Origin of the sequence: Gillisia marina (assembly GCF_000258765.1) — a bacterium.
In the GTDB taxonomy this organism is placed as follows: Bacteria; Bacteroidota; Bacteroidia; order Flavobacteriales; family Flavobacteriaceae; genus Gillisia; species Gillisia marina.
Genome location: NZ_AJLT01000021.1, coordinates 13,959 through 33,240 on the forward strand (window position 1 = coordinate 13,959; position 19,282 = coordinate 33,240).

16 protein-coding genes and 2 pseudogenes are annotated in these 19,282 nt (G+C 35.2%); 15 read left to right on the plus strand and 3 right to left on the minus strand.

Annotated features, from left to right (window positions below):
- The first annotated feature begins 56 nt into the window (after positions 1-56).
- The gene (locus ON07_RS06585) at positions 57-1,364 is read left to right on the plus strand and encodes an ABC1 kinase family protein (protein WP_010229279.1); all 1,308 of its coding nucleotides are present in this window, start codon (positions 57-59) and stop codon (positions 1,362-1,364) included.
- 368 nt (positions 1,365-1,732) lie between these two features.
- Here the strand turns inward: ON07_RS06585 and ON07_RS14760 are convergent.
- A pseudogene (locus tag ON07_RS14760) lies at positions 1,733-4,188 on the minus strand (prolyl oligopeptidase family serine peptidase).
- 139 nt (positions 4,189-4,327) lie between these two features.
- Here ON07_RS14760 and ON07_RS06595 point away from each other — a divergent pair.
- Positions 4,328-5,338 carry a 3-oxoacyl-ACP synthase III family protein gene (locus ON07_RS06595; protein WP_010229284.1) on the plus strand — a complete coding sequence of 337 codons (1,011 nt, stop codon included), beginning with the start codon at positions 4,328-4,330 and terminating at the stop codon, positions 5,336-5,338.
- Between the two features lie 89 nt (positions 5,339-5,427).
- Here the strand turns inward: ON07_RS06595 and ON07_RS06600 are convergent, their stop codons facing one another.
- Entirely contained in the window at positions 5,428-7,794 is a 2,367-nt protein-coding gene (locus ON07_RS06600) for a TonB-dependent receptor domain-containing protein (protein WP_010229286.1), read from the minus strand.
- A gap of 299 nt (positions 7,795-8,093) precedes the next feature.
- Here ON07_RS06600 and ON07_RS06605 point away from each other — a divergent pair, with 299 nt between their 5' ends.
- Positions 8,094-8,456: a CoA-binding protein gene (locus ON07_RS06605; RefSeq protein WP_029331609.1), complete on the plus strand. Its 363-nt coding sequence runs from the start codon at positions 8,094-8,096 to the stop codon at positions 8,454-8,456.
- On the opposite strand, the gene ON07_RS06610 is transcribed toward ON07_RS06605, so the two are convergent.
- Positions 8,427-9,872 carry a sodium:solute symporter gene (locus tag ON07_RS06610; protein WP_010229291.1) on the minus strand — a complete coding sequence of 482 codons (1,446 nt, stop codon included), beginning with the start codon at positions 9,870-9,872 and terminating at the stop codon, positions 8,427-8,429. The genes ON07_RS06605 and ON07_RS06610 overlap by 30 nt on opposite strands.
- Before the next feature lie 105 nt (positions 9,873-9,977).
- Here ON07_RS06610 and recR point away from each other — a divergent pair, with 105 nt between their 5' ends.
- From recR to ON07_RS06665, 12 genes and pseudogenes are all read left to right on the plus strand, one after another.
- A complete protein-coding gene (recR, locus tag ON07_RS06615) occupies positions 9,978-10,595 on the plus strand; it encodes a recombination mediator RecR (protein WP_010229293.1) in 618 nt (205 codons plus the stop codon).
- 213 nt (positions 10,596-10,808) lie between these two features.
- A complete protein-coding gene (locus ON07_RS06620) occupies positions 10,809-12,119 on the plus strand; it encodes a dihydrolipoamide acetyltransferase family protein (protein WP_010229294.1) in 1,311 nt (436 codons plus the stop codon).
- Between the two features lie 159 nt (positions 12,120-12,278).
- On the plus strand, positions 12,279-13,055 hold the full coding sequence (locus ON07_RS06625; RefSeq protein ID WP_010229295.1) for a 3'-5' exonuclease: 777 nt from the start codon (positions 12,279-12,281) through the stop codon (positions 13,053-13,055).
- Between the two features lie 10 nt (positions 13,056-13,065).
- Positions 13,066-13,680, plus strand: a complete 615-nt coding sequence (locus tag ON07_RS06630) for a fumarylacetoacetate hydrolase family protein (RefSeq protein WP_010229297.1) — start codon at positions 13,066-13,068, stop codon at positions 13,678-13,680.
- Positions 13,681-14,019: an Hpt domain-containing protein gene (locus ON07_RS06635; RefSeq protein WP_010229298.1), complete on the plus strand. Its 339-nt coding sequence runs from the start codon at positions 13,681-13,683 to the stop codon at positions 14,017-14,019.
- Positions 14,020-15,271 (plus strand): annotated as a pseudogene (locus ON07_RS14765) (competence/damage-inducible protein A).
- Positions 15,272-15,430: 159 nt separating this feature from the next.
- Positions 15,431-15,670 (plus strand): 50S ribosomal protein L28, encoded by a 240-nt coding sequence (rpmB, locus tag ON07_RS06645; protein WP_010229300.1) that lies wholly within the window; start codon positions 15,431-15,433, stop codon positions 15,668-15,670.
- Positions 15,671-15,695: 25 nt separating this feature from the next.
- On the plus strand, positions 15,696-15,878 hold the full coding sequence (rpmG, locus tag ON07_RS06650; RefSeq protein ID WP_010229301.1) for a 50S ribosomal protein L33: 183 nt from the start codon (positions 15,696-15,698) through the stop codon (positions 15,876-15,878).
- Positions 15,862-16,041, plus strand: coding sequence for a DUF4295 domain-containing protein (locus ON07_RS16205; RefSeq protein WP_081483377.1), 180 nt, complete (start codon positions 15,862-15,864; stop codon positions 16,039-16,041). The genes rpmG and ON07_RS16205 overlap by 17 nt, the downstream gene beginning before the upstream one ends.
- Positions 16,042-16,169: 128 nt before the next feature.
- The gene (gene ftsY, locus ON07_RS06655) at positions 16,170-17,129 is read left to right on the plus strand and encodes a signal recognition particle-docking protein FtsY (RefSeq protein ID WP_010229303.1); all 960 of its coding nucleotides are present in this window, start codon (positions 16,170-16,172) and stop codon (positions 17,127-17,129) included.
- Positions 17,130-17,220: 91 nt separating this feature from the next.
- Positions 17,221-18,855: an amidase family protein gene (locus ON07_RS06660; RefSeq protein ID WP_010229306.1), complete on the plus strand. Its 1,635-nt coding sequence runs from the start codon at positions 17,221-17,223 to the stop codon at positions 18,853-18,855.
- A gap of 1 nt (position 18,856) precedes the next feature.
- Positions 18,857-19,138 carry a hypothetical protein gene (locus ON07_RS06665; RefSeq protein ID WP_155807161.1) on the plus strand — a complete coding sequence of 94 codons (282 nt, stop codon included), beginning with the start codon at positions 18,857-18,859 and terminating at the stop codon, positions 19,136-19,138.
- Positions 19,139-19,282: the final 144 nt, after the last annotated feature.

Below are 19,282 nucleotides of genomic sequence, written 5' to 3' on the forward strand. Positions count from 1 at the left end.
TGTATTCCCTATAATTAATTTCTATACCTGAGTGGTTTTAAAAACATTCCAATAATATGAAGACAATAGATAGCATACCCACTGGAAAACTTGGAAGAACGAGTAAAATGGTTCAAACAGGAGTTAAGATTGGTGGGAATTATATAAAATATTACAGTAAAAAGGCTTTCGATAAAAATTTAAATCGAGATGAGTTAAATGAAGATAATGCATCAGATATTTATGATGGATTAAAAAGTTTAAAAGGAAGCGCACTTAAAGTAGCACAAATGCTTTCTATGGAAAAAAGCTTGATGCCCAGCGCGTATGTAGAGAAGTTTTCTTTGGCACAATTTAGTGTGCCACCATTATCTGCCCCCTTAGTTAGAAAGACATTTAAAAAATATAATGGAAGCTACCCCGAGCAACTTTATGATACGTTTGCAACGCAGTCGGTAAATGCAGCTAGCATTGGACAAGTGCATAAGGCTACAAAGAATGGGAAAAAACTTGCTGTGAAAATCCAATATCCGGGCGTTGCAGATAGTATCAGTTCAGACTTAGCAATGGTGAAACCTATTGCAACACGAATGTTCAACCTGCAAGGGAAAGATTCAGAAAAGTATTTTAAAGAAGTAGAAAGTAAACTATTAGAAGAAACAGATTATTTGTTGGAAGTGCAGCAGAGTAAAGAGATTTCTTCGGCTTGTTCACATATTCCAAATCTAAAATTTCCAAAGTATTACGAAGAGCTTTCCAGTGAACGTATTATCACAATGGACTGGATGGATGGCGAACATTTAAGTGAGTTTTATAATCGAAATTCTAATCAGGAATTAGCTAATAAAATTGGGCAGGCTTTGTGGAATTTTTATATGTTCCAGATGCACGGACTAAAAGCTGTTCATGCCGATCCGCATCCGGGTAATTTTTTAGTAGATAAAGACCACCACTTAATAGCAATCGATTTTGGTTGTATTAAAAGAATACCGGAAGATTTTTATACTCCTTACTTTCAGTTAGCCGAAAGAAAAAACTTAGATGATAAAAAGTTTTTCAATGAGAAGTTATTTGAGCTAGAGATTTTACGTGAAAGCGATTCAAAAAAAGAAAGAGTTTTCTTTTCAGAAATGTTTTATGAAATGTTCAATATGTTCTCAACTCCGTTTCAATCGGAAACTTTCGATTTTACCGATGAGGCTTTTTGGAATAATCTCACAGATTTGAGCGAGCGATATAGCAAGGATCCGGAATTACGAAAAATGAATGGTTCTCGGGGAAGTCAGCATTTTTTATACATGAGTAGAACTTTCTTCGGACTATATAATTTATTGCACGATTTAAAAGCTACCATACAAGTAAATGACTATAAGAAAATGATTTAAAGATTAATATTGGTTAGGTTGAATAGAAGAGCATCACTATTGCGAGTGGTGCTTTTCTTATATAATTCTTATGTATATCCATTTTCTGTCCTAAGAGTTCTCTCGTCACCCTGAATTTATTTCAGGGTCTCAATGTTTTATTGATTTACATTGAAATGAGATTCTGAAACAAGTTCAGAATGACGTCATTTTTCAGTTTAGGATAATTTAAGGACAAATATATATTTTTTTGCTATTCAATAAAAATGTCAGAATTAAGTGAGAAATTTTTTCTTTAATCTTTAACCGTACACTAATATCTAAAAAGTCATAAAAATCAATAGGCTGTCTAAATTAGACAGCCTATTGATAATAGTATATCAGATTTCTTAATCTTGCATCATCTCTTCTTTTTTACTTATTTCGGTTTTTACTCTATTTTTCACATAGGTCTCCAACCATTGGTCTTGTTCCCAAAGCACATGCAGTACAGATTCTTTTGCGCTATACCCATGACTTTCTTTAGGAAGAATTACTAATCTGGCAGTTGCTCCAAGCCCCTTTAAAGCATTAAAGTAACGTTCGCTTTGCATAGGATAAGTTCCAGAATTATTATCGGCCTCCCCATGAATTAATAACAATGGCGTTTTCATTTTATCGGCATGCATAAAAGGAGACATGGTATTATAGACATCTGGTGCTTCCCAATAGCTACGCTCTTCGCTTTGAAATCCAAATGGTGTTAAGGTTCTATTGTATGCACCACTTCTTGCAATTCCGGCAGCAAAAAGATTAGAGTGAGATAATAAGTTAGCTGTCATAAATGCACCATAACTATGGCCACCCACAGCCACTCTATTTCTATCTACATATCCCATTTCGTCTACCGCATCAATCGCAGCTTTTCCATTAGCCACCAATTGTTTTCTAAAACTATCATTAGGTTCTTCGTCTCCTTCCCCAATTATAGGAAATGAAGCATCATCTAAAACTACATACCCAAGATTAACCCAGTAAATTGGGGATCCATAGTACGGATATGTAAAATCGTTTGCATTTGAAGTATTTTGAGAAGCTGAATTCTTGTCCTTGAATTCTCTTGGATACGCCCAAAGGATCATTGGTAATTTTTCTTTTGCGTCCTTATTGTAGTTGGCAGGAAGATATAAGGTTCCGTTTAATTCCAGTCCATCATCTCTTTTATAGGTGATCACTTCTTTGTGAACATCCTGTAAACTTTTAAAAGGATTTTCGAAGTTGGTGATTTGATCTAAAGCATCTTTCTTATTGATATCTCTCATATAATAATTAGGATATTCTGTAGAAGATTCTATTCTCACTAAAATTTTACCCTTAGCAATATCTATAGCTTCCACTAAAGTTTCCTTTTTCTTATTGTAGTTGGAGCGATATAAATTAATAGTTTTTGCAGATTTAAGATCTATCTGATCTACAAAGGGGAATTGCCCTTTTTCAGTAAAACCTCGACCTAATAAATAAGCATTTCCATCTTTAAGGTCCAAAGTACTCAGTCCGAATTGATTCTTCTTAGTCACAAAACTTCCAGGATCGCTGTATTGATCTTGATAATTTCTATTAAATAAAACCTTAGGCTCTTTCTTGTTATCTGAAGGATCAAAAACATAGGTTCTGGTATTTCTATTATTCCACCAGTAATCGTAAGCAATGGCTGTGTTATTTGTTCCCCAAGTAATTCCCGAGAATCTGTCTTTAGTTTTTAAAATAGATTTTCCTTCCCCGGTGAATGGCGCATCTAATAAAAAAACTTCGTCTCTAAATGCTACATCGTTTTCTGGATCTCCACCATCTAATACTTTTGCATATACCAAAGTGGCCGGTGCATCACTTCTCCAGTTCATATCTCTTCTTCCTTCTCTTTCGGCCATAAATCCAATTGGCAATACTTCAGAAAGAGGAACATCATTCACTTTGCTTACTTCCTTTCCGGTTTTATCATAGATCACCGTTTCAAAAGGAAACCTATAATAAGGCACTAAATAGGAAAATGGCTTTTTAATACTAGAGACCATTACATAATTTCCATCTGGAGAAAAAGAAATGTTACTATACATTTTAGAGCTTTTCCATTCTGTAGCCGTACCATTTAAATCTACTTTTACTAGAGAAGCATGAGCTAATTGCTCAAAATTAAATTCATCATTAGGAGTTTGAAGCAAATCTTGATAGGTTCTGTTTTGTGCTTTTTGCCCATCGCTGGTAGAAATAGTTGGTCCTGTTGGTACTGCTGTATTCGTATTAATTAAGTCTTTTCTATTCTCTGGCAACATTTTTACTAATATGGAAGAGCCGTCTTTAAACCAATTTATAACATCTCTCATATTGGCATTAAGTGTTCCTTCAGTTAATTTCTTAGCCGTAGCAGTTTTAAAATCTGCAACCCATAATTCTACACCGGTAGCAGTAGTATGCGTCATAGCCATCTTAGTTTCATCTGGAGACCAAGAAAAATTAGCCAAGCGTGGATTTTCCGGTAATCCGGCAATAGCTTTTGCTTCTTTATCTTTTATAGATTTTACTTCCAGATTATTATAATAGGTTGTTCTACTATTTATATTAGTAACAGGATTAATTCGGAGTCCGCCTAATCTTAATTCCTGCTCGCTTAATTCAGCTATAGATTTATATTGATCTCTGTATATAAAAACCATCATTTCCCCTTTACTATCTACAAGAGTTGCAGGTGCTAAGGTACATCTACCAATTCCATTATTTCCTGTGGTGGTTTTTGGTAGGTTAAATTTTCTTGAGCCTGAATGCTTGTAAACAGAAAACTCGCTAAAATGCATAAAAGGATTTTTTTCATAAGTTGTTTTTTAAATATTTCACTAAGCCTTGCTAATATTAGAGTTTCAAAAAATTAATGTTTCTTATATTGCGCTGCCAAAAATTATTAATTGCTTAAATTTAAGGAGAATAAATATTAATACCATAATTATAAACGTATGTATCAATCTAAAATAGCAGGATTGGGAAGTTATGTTCCTGAAAATGTAGTAACAAATGACGATCTCTCTAAATTGATGGATACCAACGACGAATGGATTCAGGAGAGAACAGGAATTCAGGAACGTAGACATATTAAAAAAGGAGATGGCAATTCTACTGCTGTCATGGGTGTAAAAGCAGCTAAAATTGCTTTAGAGCGCGCAAAAATTTCTAAGGATGATATAGATCTAATAGTATTTGCCACTTTGAGTCCAGATTATTATTTCCCAGGATGTGGGGTGCAGGTTCAAGAAATGTTAGATATTCACACTTGTCCGGCTTTAGATGTTCGCAATCAGTGTAGCGGATTTATATATGCACTTTCTGTGGCAGACCAGTTTATAAAGACCGGGATGTATAAAAATGTACTGGTTATAGGAAGTGAAAATCATAGTGGAGGTTTGGATTTTACAACTCGTGGCAGATCTGTATCTGTGATTTTTGGGGATGGGGCAGGAGCTGCAGTATTAACCAGAAGTAACCATATTGGGCAAGGAATTCTTTCTACTCATTTACATTCTGAAGGAAAACATGCTATGGAACTTTCTTTAAAAGGGCCAAGTACAATGCACTGGGTGCCGGAGATAATTGCTGAAAATCCACAAGGGGAGGATATTCCTTATTATCCGTATATGAATGGACAATTCGTTTTCAAAAATGCTATTGGTCGATTTTCTGAAGTGATCCATGAAGGGCTAAAAGCGAATGGACTGGAAGTAAAAGATATAAATTTGCTTATTCCTCATCAGGCAAACTTGAGAATCTCTCAGTTTATTCAGAAGAAAATGCAATTAAGTGACGATCAAGTGTTTAATAATATTCAGAAGTATGGAAATACTACTGCGGCGTCAATTCCTATTGCGCTTACTGAAGCTTGGGAACAAGGAAAAATAAAAGACGGAGATGTTGTTGTATTAGCTGCTTTCGGTAGCGGCTTTACCTGGGGTAGTGCTATTATAGAGTGGTAATAGTTACCATTATTTCAATATTCAGAAAATAAATAAAACCCGCGTAGGTGATGCTTCGCGGGTTTTTTGGCTAAAGAAATAAACGACTATTAAAATAATCCACCACCATCTTTCTCGTTGTCATCTCGATTTTTACGTCTCAATGCTTTATTTTTTCCGCCTCCAAATCTATAAGAGAAGCCTACAAACACGGTCTGGCTGTCCGGGTTAAATTTCCCTTCCTGTCGTGAAGGACGATCTGCTGTAAAAGAGAATTGTTGCGTATTAAGTATATCGGTAAAATTTAAACTTAAGGTTGCCTTGTCTTTTAAGAAATTATAGCGTGCGCCGGTATTTACAAAATAGAAGGCATCAGATCTAAATTGAAGATTTTTTTCTGGAGCACGGTAATATCCAAATAACTGAAAGGTTAGATCTTTGGTTGCCTTAAAGCTGTTATTAATTCTGAAGTTAAAACTGGTATTTTCAACCTCTACCTGCTCATCTCCTAAAACGCCTCTACTGTTACTATTATATACTTCAAAACTAGTATTGATGCTCCACCACTTAGCAGGCTTGTAGCTTCCGGATAATTCAATTCCAAAAGCGTTGTTATCGTTCCCATTTATATGGGTTAAAAGTAATTTTGATGGATCTTCCGGGTCTTCTAAAAATGTCTGTTGGATCTCATTCTGAATAAATCTATAGAACGTCCCTGCGGTTAAACTTCCTTTTTCGAAATTTTGAGTGTAGTTTAATTCAACCGAATTTGTGAATTGAGGGTCTAATTGAGGGTTTCCAACACCGGTAATTCTTGGAGAACTAAATTCTCTAACAGGATTCACTTGGCTTAAACTAGGTCTATCCACACGTCTTCCATAATTAATTTGAAGAGTTTTCATTTCAGATAGCGTATAGCTCAAAAAAGCTGTAGGGTACAAAGTGATATAGTCATCTTCAAAAACCTTTGTGCCGTTCAAGACTGCTTCAACATCGTACTGCTCTAATCTGGCTCCTAATTGATAAGACCATTTTTCAAAACTTTGCCCATAGGTGCTGTATAGAGAATAGATTGTATTGTCGTAAGTATATTCAGAATCATTTAAATTAGAATTTGTGGTTTTGTAGCTGTTATTGCTTTCACGTAGACGAACTTCAGCCCCTAACTCTAATTTGGTTTTTTCATTTAACGGATTTATGTAGTCTAAGTTTGCAGTCGTATTGGAATTATTATCCGTAACATCATCCCGATAAGAAACAAAATTGGTTCCGCCTCCAACAAAATCGAAGACAGCAATTTCCGTATTGTCACTTTCATTATAATTTAACTCTAGCTCTATATTATGTCCTTCTTTTTCAAAATCCCTTTTATAATCAAAATTATAAGTGCTCGAAACTCCATCATTATCTAAATCAAATTTTTGGGAGATATTGGAATCTGGATCATCAAAATAAGTCAGTGAGATTTCTGCATTGGGGTTGCCGTTAGAATTGTTCTGATTTGTATAGAAAGAGAAGGTGTTCTTTTCGTTCAAATAAAAATCTACTCCCACTTTATATAGGTAAGAATTATTATCGTTTACAAAATCAATATTCTCTTCCAGATTAATATCCGGACTAAAGATCCTTCCTACCATTCTACGTTTCCCGGTATTTCCTCCAAGATTGGCGAAGAAGTTAAATTTCCCGGTGCGGTAATTCATATCTACTGAACCATTAAGTCGGGTATCTTTAGCAAATGTGATTCCTGTATTTAAGTTTCCATTAAAACCTAAATTGGAATTTTTGTGTAAAATTATATTGATGATTCCACTCATTCCTTCAGGATTATATTTAGCTGAAGGATTTGTGATGAGTTCCACACTTTTGATAGAGGTGCTTGGAATTTGTTTTAATAATTGTGCAGCAGAGATGCTGGTAGGTTTTCCGTCTACTAAGATTCGAACATTAGCATTACCTCGCATGGCGATATTTCCATCCTGATCTACGGTAAGTGTTGGAAGGTTCCCCATGATATCTGAAGCAGAAGCCCCGCTGGTTGTAAGATCTTTCCCAATATTTATAACTTTTCTGTCTATTTTTTGTTCAATGGTAGAACGTTCAGCAACAATAGTAACATCGTCTAAACTTGCAATATCTGATTCCAAGGGAATTGTACCCAAATTAACCATTTTATTACCAGAATCAATTTCTATGGATTTGGAATATGTTTTATACCCAATAAACTGGACTTGTAAAGTATATGTGCCTTCGGGAATATCTTTAATGATAAAGCTTCCGTCATCCAAAGAACTATTTCCTGAAACCAATTTTCCTTCAGAATCATTAATTAATACGGTGGCATAGGGGATAGGATCCCCAAGTTCTTTGTCTAAAACGGTGCCTGAAATTTGACCTAATACGCTTCCTTTTGCTGCTTGAAAAGCATTCGCTTGCAGAAGACTGAACAAGCTTAAAATTAAAATTAACTGTTTCATTTTTGATTGATGTTGATGATTGATGATAATTAATTATGCAAGGTAGCTTGCAATGCATAATAAATTGAACTAAAAAAAAGCCTTCCGGCGATTCTCTATATCTAATAGACGATTCATTTTTAAAAATGTTACACTATTATTTTAAAAAAAACCCATCTTCCCCTGCGAAGATGGGTTTAAAACCGCAAACTTATAAAACACTACCATCAAAGTGTTTCGTTTACAGATGTCCTTATATATAAAAGACGACCATAATTTTAATTTGTTACACTTAATCCTAAATATTAACTTTGATGTATATGAAAAAGAAAACCCTAGTCCTTGGAGCCTCGTTAAATCCTGCTCGTTATTCTAATCTTGCTATCGAACGTCTTGTAAGAAAAAATATAGCAACAGAAGCTGTTGGTTTAAAAGAAGGCACCGTTAATGGAGTTACTATTAATTCAGAAATGATAGATTTTGAAGGTATAGATACTATAACACTTTATCTTAACGCAAAAAGACAAGAAGCATTCTACGATTACATCATCGACTTGCAACCGAAAAGGGTGATTTTTAATCCGGGAACGGAAAATCCTGTGTTGTATGACTTATTGCGTAAAAACAATATAGATTTTCAGAATGCATGCACTTTAGTCATGCTTTCTACGAATCATTATTAATCCCAAAAAGGTTAAGGCTCCATTTAAAATAAGTACAAAGAAACCAAACTCAAAGCCAAACCAAACTTCACTATTCATACTTATTAAATAGCACACAATTGGAGATAAAATGGCGATCATTGGTACTAATTTATCTTTTACCATCCATTTGGTAAAAAGTCCAAAACTATAAAGACCTAATAGAGGGCCGTAGGTATATCCGGCAAATACAAAGAGTTTAGCGATTACACTTTCGTCCTTAATTATATACTTAAAACTTACGATCACAAGAATTAGCACGATAGAAACTGCAACATGAATTCGTTTTCTAACAATTTCCTGTTTAGCTGCTTCATATCTTTTTTCAATATCTAAAATATCAATGCTAAAAGATGTTGTTAATGAAGTAAGGGCGCTATCTGCACTACTATAGGCAGCCGCGATGAGACCTAATATAAAGAAAGTTGCGATTCCTATACCTAAACCACTTTGTGTAGCAATCACCGGAAAAAGATCATCTTTAAAAGCGTCTATCCCGTTTAATCGAGCATATTCTGTTAGCAACAAACCAAGTGCTAAAAACACTAAATTCACAAAAGTAAGTACGATGGTAAACCAAAACATGTTCTTTTGTGCATCTTTTAAATTTCTACACGTAAGGTTCTTTTGCATCATATCTTGATCTAAACCAGTCATAACAATCGCTATAAATGCACCGGAAATAAATTGCTTCCAGAAGTAATTAGCACTTTTAAAATCATCGAAAAAGAACATTTTTGAGAAGTCGCTATCCGCAACATGTCCAATTAAATTACTTCCTTGGATTCCTAGACTATCAGACACATAATAAATGCTAACTCCCACAGCAATAAGCATACAAAGGGTTTGTAGTGTATCTGTATAAACGATAGTTTTTATTCCAGATTTAAAAGTATATAACCAAATTAAAGCAATGGTCATAACCACGGTGGCCCAAAAGGGAATTCCTAAGGCATCAAAAAGAATTATCTGTAAAACATTGGCTACAAGAAAGAGCCTAAAACTTGCGCCTACAACTCGGGATAAAAGAAAGAATGAAGCTCCTGTTTTATAGGAATACCTGCCAAACCTGCTTTCCAAATAAGTATAGATGGATGTGAGGTTCATTTTATAATAAAGCGGGAGTAGCACCAATCCAATAACTGCGTATCCTACAATATATCCCAGAACTACCTGCATATAGCTAAACTGGCTGGCTTCTACCCAACCAGGAACCGAGATGAAGGTAACGCCACTCAGCGATGCGCCAATCATTCCAAAAGCAACCACATACCAAGGCGATTGTCTGTTTGCCTTGAAAAAAGCATCGTTGTTAGAGTTTTTACCGGTAAAGTAGGAAATGATTAATAATGCTCCAAAATAGGAAGCAATAAGTAGTAGGATGAAAACTGGTTGCATAAAATTTTAATTTCGCAGCCAAAATACAAATTAATGGGATAAGTTCTTGATTAGTATGCGGTACTAAAATTTAAATGTAACCTATAAAAAATGTAATTTTGAACTATGGATTTTTCTTCTAAATTATTGGAACAAGCCGTGACAGAAATGTCACAATTGCCGGGGATTGGTAAAAGAACTGCCTTAAGGTTGGTATTGCACTTGCTAAAACAACCGGCTGCACAAACAACACAACTTGCGGAAGCTCTTTTAGATCTAAAGGCAAATATCAAATTATGCAAAAACTGTCATAATATTAGTGATACCGAAGTTTGTGAAATCTGTGCTAATCCTAATAGAACAAGAGAATTTGTGTGTGTGGTAGAAGATATTAGGGATGTCATGGCTATAGAAAATACAGGTCAATATCGTGGATTATATCATGTCCTTGGAGGTAAAATAAGTCCTATGGATGGGATTGGCCCTTCGCAGTTAACCATAAAATCTTTGGTAGATAAGGTGAAAGAAGGCGAGGTTAAAGAAATTATTTTTGCGCTTAGTAGTACTTTAGAGGGGGATACTACCAACTTTTATATTTTTAGGCAGTTGGAAGGCATGGAAATAAAAACTTCTACCATTGCAAGAGGAATATCTGTAGGAGACGAATTGGAGTATGCAGATGAGGTTACTTTAGGTAGAAGTATTACAAATAGAATTCCTTTTGAGAGTTCCTTAAAAAGTTGATAGGTTAAGAAGATCTTACTTAATTTTTCTTGAAATGAATACAATCCCTTTAATTTAAAGGATCATAATTGTAATTTTACCGGCATTGGAACGGATTGTTTTAAGGCTGAATTCAACTTTTAAAATAATTTTATTACATATTTAATACTTATGAAGTGTTAAATTGAGTAATTTCGCAATCAGAATTATAAAAATCATCGTTGAGATAATAATATGGCAAAGTTTGAACTTAAGTTACCCAAAATGGGGGAAAGCGTCGCAGAAGCAACTATCACTAGCTGGTTAAAAGAAGTTGGAGATACTATTGAGGCAGATGAGGCAGTACTGGAAATAGCAACAGATAAAGTTGATAGTGAAGTACCAAGTGAGGTGGATGGCGTGCTTATTGAAAAACTTTTTGAGCCGGATGATGTTGTACAAGTTGGACAAACCATCGCTATTATTGAAATAGCAGGAGGGGACGATTCCAAAGCTCAGGTCACTGAAGCTAAGAAACCGGAAGGAGCATTAGTGGAAGAAGCTGAAAAAATGGTGACTTCAGCTAAGCAATCTTCAGAGCCTACTACCACAGATTTTTCTGACTCTACAAAATTCTATTCTCCGTTAGTGAAGAATATCGCTAAGAAGGAAGGTGTTTCACTTCAGGAATTAGAAAAACTGGAAGGAACAGGAAAAGACGGAAGGGTTACTAAAAATGATATTTTAAGATATTTAGAAGATAGATCAGCACAACCAAAATCTACGGCAGGAGTTTCTGCTCCAGCTCAAGCTGCACCTGCGTCTAAAAAGCCTGCTGCACCGGTAAGTTTAAACGGCGGGGATGAGATTGTGGAAATGACAAGAATGGGTAAAATGATCGCTCACCATATGGTGGAAAGCGTTCAAACCTCGGCTCATGTACAATCTTTTATAGAAGTAGATGTTACCAATATTTGGAATTGGAGAAGCAAGAATAAAGTTTCTTTTGAAAAAAGAGAAGGAGAGAAGTTGACTTTTACTCCAATTTTTATGGAAGCTGTTGCAAAGGCAATCAAAGATTTCCCAATGATCAATATCGCATTAGACGGAGATAAAATCATTAAAAGAAAGAATATTAACTTAGGAATGGCTGCGGCTCTTGGAAATGGCGATTTAATTGTGCCGGTTATCAAAAATGCCGATAGATTAAACCTTGTGGGAATGGCGAAAGCTGTGAACGATCTCGCAAACAGAGCTCGCGAAAATAAATTGAAACCAGACGATATTCAAGGTGGTACATATACAGTAACTAATGTTGGAACTTTTGGAAGTATCATGGGAACTCCAATTATCAATCAGCCGCAAGTGGCTATTCTAGCTCTTGGAGCGATAAGAAAAGTTCCTGCAGTTATAGAGACTCCAGAAGGAGACTTTATCGGGATTCGTTACAAGATGTTCTTATCTCATAGTTACGATCATCGTGTTGTTAACGGAGCTTTGGGAGGACAATTTGTGCAACGTGTTGCACAGTACCTGGAATCTTTCGACAAGAATAGAGAAGTTTAACTCAAAGCATTTAATATAAGCTTAATAGCCACGAATACTACACGAAAAATGTGGTATTGGTGGCTTTTAATTTTTCTGAAAAATCAATTTACATTGATAAGGGATATGAATGTTTAGAACATTCAAAATATAGTATCTTTACAAAAACCAACTATTTTTATGGAGTTAAAACTCACAAAACCAATTTGCTTTTTCGACCTTGAAACCACCGGTACCAATGTCGCTAAGGATCGAATTGTTGAAATTTCTATTTTAAAAGTATTTCCCAATGGGAATAAAGAAAGTAAAACCTGGTTGGTGAATCCTGAAATGAATATTCCCACAGAGGTAATTGCTATTCATGGAATTTCTAATGAAAAAGTAGCAAATGAGCCAACTTTTAAAACGTTGGCACCAAAGATCTATGAAATGATTAAAGGTTGCGATTTGGGAGGTTATAATTCCAACAGATTTGATATTCCTTTACTTGCTGAAGAGTTACTACGTGCAGATATAGACTTTGATATGAAAAGTCAGGCTTCTGTAGATGTACAAACGATCTTTCATAAAATGGAACAGCGAACATTATCTGCGGCTTATAAATTCTACTGCGATAAAGAACTAGAAGGAGCGCATGGTGCTGAAGCAGATACTAATGCTACTTACGAAGTGTTGAAATCTCAGCTAGACAAATATGAAGATCTAGAGAACGATATGTCTTGGTTATCTAAATATAGTGAAAGAAGAAAATTTGCAGACTTTGCAGGGTTTATCGCATTCGATAAAAAAGGGGAAGAAGTTTTTGCTTTTGGGAAATACAAAGGGAAACATGTAGAAAAAGTGTTGGAGGAAGAACCAGGATATTTCGGATGGATTCAAAACGCCGATTTTCCATTGTACACAAAGAAAGTTTTAACTGGTATCAAATTAAGAAAGCTCAATACCAAAGTGAAATAGTAGGGATTATATGAAAATTATTTGCATTGGGAGGAATTATAGTGCCCACATTTCAGAATTAAAGAATGAAAAGCCAACAGATCCAGTTATATTTTTAAAGCCGGATACTGCCATCCTTTTAAAAAAACAGCCTTTTTTCATACCAGATTTCAGCAATGATGTGCATTACGAGGTGGAAGTATTGGTGAAAATAAATAGGGTAGGAAAATATATTGAAGTGCAATATGCTCATAAATATTATAATGAAATTGGTTTAGGGATAGATTTTACGGCCAGAGATCTTCAGCAGAGGTTGAAAGATAAAGGCTTACCATGGGAAAAAGCGAAAGGTTTTGACGGGGCAGCGGTGATTGGCGAAAAATGGATTGATAAAAATTCTTTTTCCAACCTAAATAATATTAACTTTAGCTTGATTAAAAATAACGAGCCGGTGCAAACTGGGAATACCAGCGATATGTTGTGGAAAATTGATGAGCTTATTTCTTATGTCTCACAGTATTTCACTTTAAAAATCGGGGATATTATTTTTACAGGAACTCCAGAAGGAGTTGGCAAGGTGGAGGCAAACGATGTCTTAACCGGACTATTAGAAGGAAAGCAACTATTTTCAATACAGGTAAAATAAATGAAGAACTACAACTTAGACGACGTAATTGAGATGGCCGGTGGTGACGAGGATTTTGTGAAGGTAATTGTACAAACATTTTTAGAAGAAATCCCACCCGATGTAGTTTCAATGTCAGAGGCTATTTCTAATAGTAATCCTGCATTAGCGTATCAATTTGCGCATAAAATGAAGCCCAATCTTGCACTTTTTGGCTTAAATCAAATGGATAATATATTAATGATTGAAGCTTGGTCTAAAGGAAAGGAACGGGAAACAAATGCTCGGGAAGCAGGTGAAAAGATAGCCGCTAAGGTTAGATTGGTAGAAAGAGAGTTGAAGAATGATTTTGTACTCTAAATGATTGCAGAAATTATTACGATTGGAGATGAGATTCTTATTGGTCAGATTGTAGATACCAATTCTGCTCATATTGCCCAAGAACTTAATAAAATTGGCATATCTGTTCATCAAATCACTTCTATAGAAGATGAGCATGATCATATACTTACCACTCTTAAACAAGCTTATTCCAGAGCTGATGTCATCCTCATTACCGGTGGCTTAGGTCCTACAAAGGACGATATTACAAAAAAAAGTCTTATGTGAATTTTTTGAAGATACTCTTATAAGAGATGATGATGTGCTAAGTCATATAGAATCTATTTTCGCTAAATATGTTAGCACCCCGATTTCAGATTTAAATAGAGAGCAAGCACTAATGCCTTCAAAAGCAATTGCGATGCATAATGAGTATGGAACAGCTCCTGGGTTGTGGATGAAAAAGGGTAAAAAGGTTTTTATTGCAATGCCTGGCGTGCCATTCGAGATGAAATCTTTGATGAAGCGGGAAGTATTACCGAGATTAATTAAGGAATTTAAAAGGCCATATATCTATCATAAGACAATTAGAACTTATGGCTTGGGAGAAAGTGCGATTGCTCAAAGAATAGAAGATTGGGAAAACAATTTACCTGCTCATATAAAATTAGCCTATTTACCGAGTTTTGGAACAGTGAGGCTCAGACTTTCTGGGAAAGGGCATAATGAAGAGGCGCTAAGATCTTCTATTGAAAAGGAATTTGAGAAAATTTATCCAATTTTACAGGATATCATTGCTGATGTTAATGGTGAAAATGAGGATATCACTATCACTATTAGACAATTATTGAATTTAAAAAAACAATTTTTGTCTGTTGCTGAAAGCTGTACAGGTGGCGAGCTGGCTACAGAATTCACTAAAAATCCCGGAGCATCTACATTTTTTAAAGGTGGGATTGTTACTTATGCTACGGAAGCTAAGGAAGATATTTTAAATATCCCACATACTGTTATCGAGAAGGATACTGTGGTGAGTGCTGAGGTAGCAGAAGAAATGGCTAAAAATTCTAAGCGTATTTTTAAATCTGATTATGCTATTGCAACTACAGGAAATGCGGGCCCGGATAAAGGCGATAGTGATAAGGATGTTGGAACGGTTTTTATTGGAATAGCTACTCCGGAAAAAACTTTTTCCGAAGAATTTAAATTTGGAAGAAGCAGGGAGCAAGTAGTGAAAAAAACAGTTAATAAAGCCCTGGAAATGTTGCTTAGAGAGCTACTTTCAAATTAAATTTTCACTGCGAAGTATTTGATTGCAAAACAACTAGAATGCATCCTAATGAAAAACAGGATATAGGCTAGAAAATATTTTTATTTTTATGTTGGCAGTTACTTAAAAAAATCGTTAATTTGCAGCCTGTTTTGAAATAACAAGATAAAGATTAGAGCAATGTCAAGAGTTTGTGAACTTACAGGTAAAAAAGCAATGGTTGGGAACAATGTTTCTCACGCCATGAATAAAACCAAACGTAAATTTAATATCAATTTATTAAAGAAACGTTTTTATATTCCTGAAGAAGATAAGTGGGTAACCCTAAAAATATCTGCTTCTGCATTAAAGAACATCAATAAAAAAGGGATCTCTGCTGTCATGAAAGAAGCTAGAGAAAAAGGGTTTTTAAACAAATAATCCTAAACCATAAAGACACGAGAAAATGGCAAAGAAAGGCAATAGAATACAGGTTATCTTAGAATGTACAGAGCATAAAGAATCCGGAAAACCGGGTACTTCAAGATATATATCAACAAAAAATAAAAAGAACACGCCAGATAGATTGGAGTTAAAGAAATTTAACCCTATCCTTAAGAAAATGACGGTTCATAAAGAAATTAAATAAGTATAAGTCATGGCAAAAAAAATCAGTAGCATCGTTACAAACAGGATCTAAGAGATTATCGAAAGCCATTAAAATGGTAAAATCTCCAAAAACTGGCTCTTATACTTTTGTTGAAAGTATCATGATTCCAGAACAAGTAAATGACTTTTTAGCTAAAAAATAAGTCGTTTTAAAATATTTTAAAAGCCGTCCTGAGCCATCTGGACGGCTTTTTCTTTTTATGTATATTTACGTATGAATTTTTGCTGAATTCTTGGTTTAATTTTCAGCAAAAAAAACCAGCCAATCGAAATGAGTTTATTTAAAAAAATATTTTCCAAGGAGAAAAAAGAAACCTTGGACAAAGGACTTGAGAAATCCAAGACCACTTTTCTTTCTAAAATGAGTAAAGCCGTTGCCGGTAAATCTACGGTAGACGAGGATGTTTTAGATGATCTTGAAGATGTATTGGTAAGCAGCGATGTAGGTGTTGCTACCACGATCAAGATAATTAAGAGAATAGAAGAACGTGTAGAGCGTGATAAATATTTAGGAACTGCCGAGCTTAATGAAATTTTAAGGGAAGAAATCGCCGGTTTGCTTTCTGAAACAGAAACAGGTTCCGGGAATGGATTCGATTTTGATACGTCTAGCAAACCCTATGTAATAATGGTAGTCGGTGTGAACGGAGTTGGTAAAACTACTACCATCGGGAAACTAGCTCATCAGTTTAAGAAGGATGGTAAAAAAGTGCTTTTAGGTGCGGCAGATACCTTTAGGGCAGCGGCAATAGACCAACTTCAAGTTTGGGCAGATAGAACAGGAGTGCCAATCGTAAAACAACAAATGGGGAGCGACCCTGCATCTGTTGCTTTCGATGCGGTAGAAAGCGCAGTGAAACAGGATGTAGATGTTGTAATTATAGATACCGCCGGAAGGTTGCATAATAAAGTGAATTTGATGAATGAGCTTACCAAAGTGAAAAGGGTAATGCAAAAAGTGATTCCCAATGCACCTCATGAAGTTTTGTTAGTACTGGATGGCTCAACAGGTCAGAATGCATTTGAGCAGGCTAAACAATTTACAGCAGCAACTGAAGTGACTTCGCTTGCTGTTACTAAATTGGACGGTACTGCTAAAGGTGGTGTGGTTATTGGCATTAGCGATCAGTTTAAAATTCCTGTAAAATATATTGGCGTTGGAGAAGGACTAGAAGATTTACAAACCTTCAATAAATTTGAATTTGTTGATTCGTTCTTTAAGAAACAATAATTCAAATATTTAGTCAATTTTAATTCCAAATTAAATACATCCTAAATTTCAAATATTTATTGAATAAAAAATCAATTTAATCTCATTGTTTATGAAACAGCTTTTATTCTCCCTTTCTTTATTTGTGCTCATAGGTTGTAAAGAAGAATCGAAAACACAAAAAATGGATCTTGCGGTTCAGGATACTACAAAAGTGGCTGATTTCAGAGAGTTTAAAGTCTTGGATTCAAAATATATCGAATCAGATTCTATTTGGGCACCATTCAATAAGGAATTAGAAGCTTTTTCTGAAAACAGATATGAGCAATTACTACCACTTATCTTAGATCAAGATATTCCTAGCTTACAAAAAGCTATTCGTTTAGGAAATTTCAGTTACGAGGAAATGGTGTTATTTTACCTGAAGCGTATTCAGAAATACGATAGAGATAATGATTTGAGTTTAAATTCTGTTATTTCCTTAAACCCTCATGTTTTGGAAGAAGCAAAAATGAAAGATCAAGGACTTAAAAATAAAATGATGAAGCATCCAATCTTTGGAATCCCCGTGCTTCTAAAAGATAATATAAATACTGCAAACATGCCTACTACGGCGGGTGCTATTGCCTTAGCCAATAATACAACAGAAGATGCTTTTATAGTAAAGCGTCTAAAAGATAACGGGGCTCTTATTTTAGGAAAAGCAAACTTGAGCGAATGGGCTTATTTCTTTTGTGGAGATTGCCCAAGTGGATATTCTGCAGTTGGAGGTCAAACGCTTAACCCATATGGAAGAAGAATTTTAGATACAGGTGGTTCCAGTTCAGGAAGCGCGGTTTCTATCGCTGCAAATTTTGCTGCAGCTGCTGTAGGATCTGAGACTGCAGGTTCTATCCTGTCTCCTGCTAGTCAGAATTCTTTGGTAGGATTAAAGCCAACTATTGGAGTTTTAAGTAGAGGAGGGATTGTTCCAATTTCCAGTTATTTGGATACTCCGGGACCAATCACTAAAAATGTAAGAGATAATGCGATCTTGTTTTCAGCTATGTCTGGGAGAGATTCACAAGATCCTGCCTCGGTAGCGAATAAAAACAACACTTCTAATTATTATGAAACTTTAGCTGAAGTATCTTTAAAAGGAAAACGTTTTGGTGCACTAAAATCTTTGATGGAAGATAGCTTATACGTTGCTGCACTAAATGATCTTAAGTCTGCTGGAGCTGAAATTGTAGAATTTGTAGGAGAGGATCTAGACCTTCCAAGTTTTACGCGTTTCCTTAATATAGAGATGAAAAGAGATCTTCCTGTGTATTTCAAAAGGTATGCAAATAAGGATTTATCCTTTAAGAACGTGAAAGATGTAGTTTCTTATAATAACACCGATTCTTTGATGCGTTCACCTTATGGACAGAAATTATTTGATGGAATTGTAGCCGACTCTGCTACTCCCGAAGAATTTGCAGCGATTAAAGATACTTTAACTACCAATGGGAAACGCTTCTTCGAGGAGCCGATGACTACCTATAATTTAGATGGGATTCTCTCTATAAATAACTATCATGCAGGATATGCTGCGGTTGCTAAATATCCGGCACTCACGGTTCCTATGGGATATGCTGATAATAATGCTCCAAAAGGTTTAACCTTTATAGCTAGACCTTATCAGGAAGCAGCACTTTTTAGCTGGGCTTTAGCTTATGAAAAAGCTTCAGGTAAAAGAGTTTCACCTTCAAATTATAAGAATTAGAATGCCTAAAACCAATTTCAAAGCAATTATTAGTAAGATCATTGTTTTTTACAGTGTATTCTATGTGGTAATGAAGCTGATTGCAATACTTTTTGAAGATGCATGGGCGCTCCCAAATCTAATTTTGGCTTTACCATTTCTCGTATTTGCAATTGTAGGCGGACTATTAATGAAAAAGGAACAATTCTCATGGATCTATGTGATCGTCGGAGTACTTGTAATAAGCGTGATTAGATTTTATGAAGTAAGGTGGGTAATCGCTTTGCATGAATATTTTAGCTAAGACCTCATTGAGATTTTTTAAATCTCTGGTTTGGTTATAATTTTGAAGCGTGGTTTCCTCCTTACAATAATCCCTACATATCAAGCGAGCTTCACTTAAAGCTCTAGATTTTATAGAAAACCTTTAATCTTCTTTTAATCAATT

Bases quoted from the DNA above. Each gene is read 5' to 3' on its own strand.
- ON07_RS06585 (WP_010229279.1), top strand. From the start codon at position 57: ATGAAGACAATAGATAGCATACCCACTGGAAAACTTGGAAGAACGAGT.
- ON07_RS06595 (WP_010229284.1), top strand. From the start codon at position 4,328: ATGTATCAATCTAAAATAGCAGGATTGGGAAGTTATGTTCCTGAAAAT.
- ON07_RS06600 (WP_010229286.1), bottom strand. From the start codon at position 7,794: ATGAAACAGTTAATTTTAATTTTAAGCTTGTTCAGTCTTCTGCAAGCG.
- ON07_RS06605 (WP_029331609.1), top strand. From the start codon at position 8,094: ATGAAAAAGAAAACCCTAGTCCTTGGAGCCTCGTTAAATCCTGCTCGT.
- ON07_RS06610 (WP_010229291.1), bottom strand. From the start codon at position 9,872: ATGCAACCAGTTTTCATCCTACTACTTATTGCTTCCTATTTTGGAGCA.
- recR (WP_010229293.1), top strand. From the start codon at position 9,978: ATGGATTTTTCTTCTAAATTATTGGAACAAGCCGTGACAGAAATGTCA.
- ON07_RS06620 (WP_010229294.1), top strand. From the start codon at position 10,809: ATGGCAAAGTTTGAACTTAAGTTACCCAAAATGGGGGAAAGCGTCGCA.
- ON07_RS06625 (WP_010229295.1), top strand. From the start codon at position 12,279: ATGGAGTTAAAACTCACAAAACCAATTTGCTTTTTCGACCTTGAAACC.
- ON07_RS06630 (WP_010229297.1), top strand. From the start codon at position 13,066: ATGAAAATTATTTGCATTGGGAGGAATTATAGTGCCCACATTTCAGAA.
- ON07_RS06635 (WP_010229298.1), top strand. From the start codon at position 13,681: ATGAAGAACTACAACTTAGACGACGTAATTGAGATGGCCGGTGGTGAC.
- rpmB (WP_010229300.1), top strand. From the start codon at position 15,431: ATGTCAAGAGTTTGTGAACTTACAGGTAAAAAAGCAATGGTTGGGAAC.
- rpmG (WP_010229301.1), top strand. From the start codon at position 15,696: ATGGCAAAGAAAGGCAATAGAATACAGGTTATCTTAGAATGTACAGAG.
- ftsY (WP_010229303.1), top strand. From the start codon at position 16,170: ATGAGTTTATTTAAAAAAATATTTTCCAAGGAGAAAAAAGAAACCTTG.
- ON07_RS06660 (WP_010229306.1), top strand. From the start codon at position 17,221: ATGAAACAGCTTTTATTCTCCCTTTCTTTATTTGTGCTCATAGGTTGT.
- ON07_RS06665 (WP_155807161.1), top strand. From the start codon at position 18,857: ATGCCTAAAACCAATTTCAAAGCAATTATTAGTAAGATCATTGTTTTT.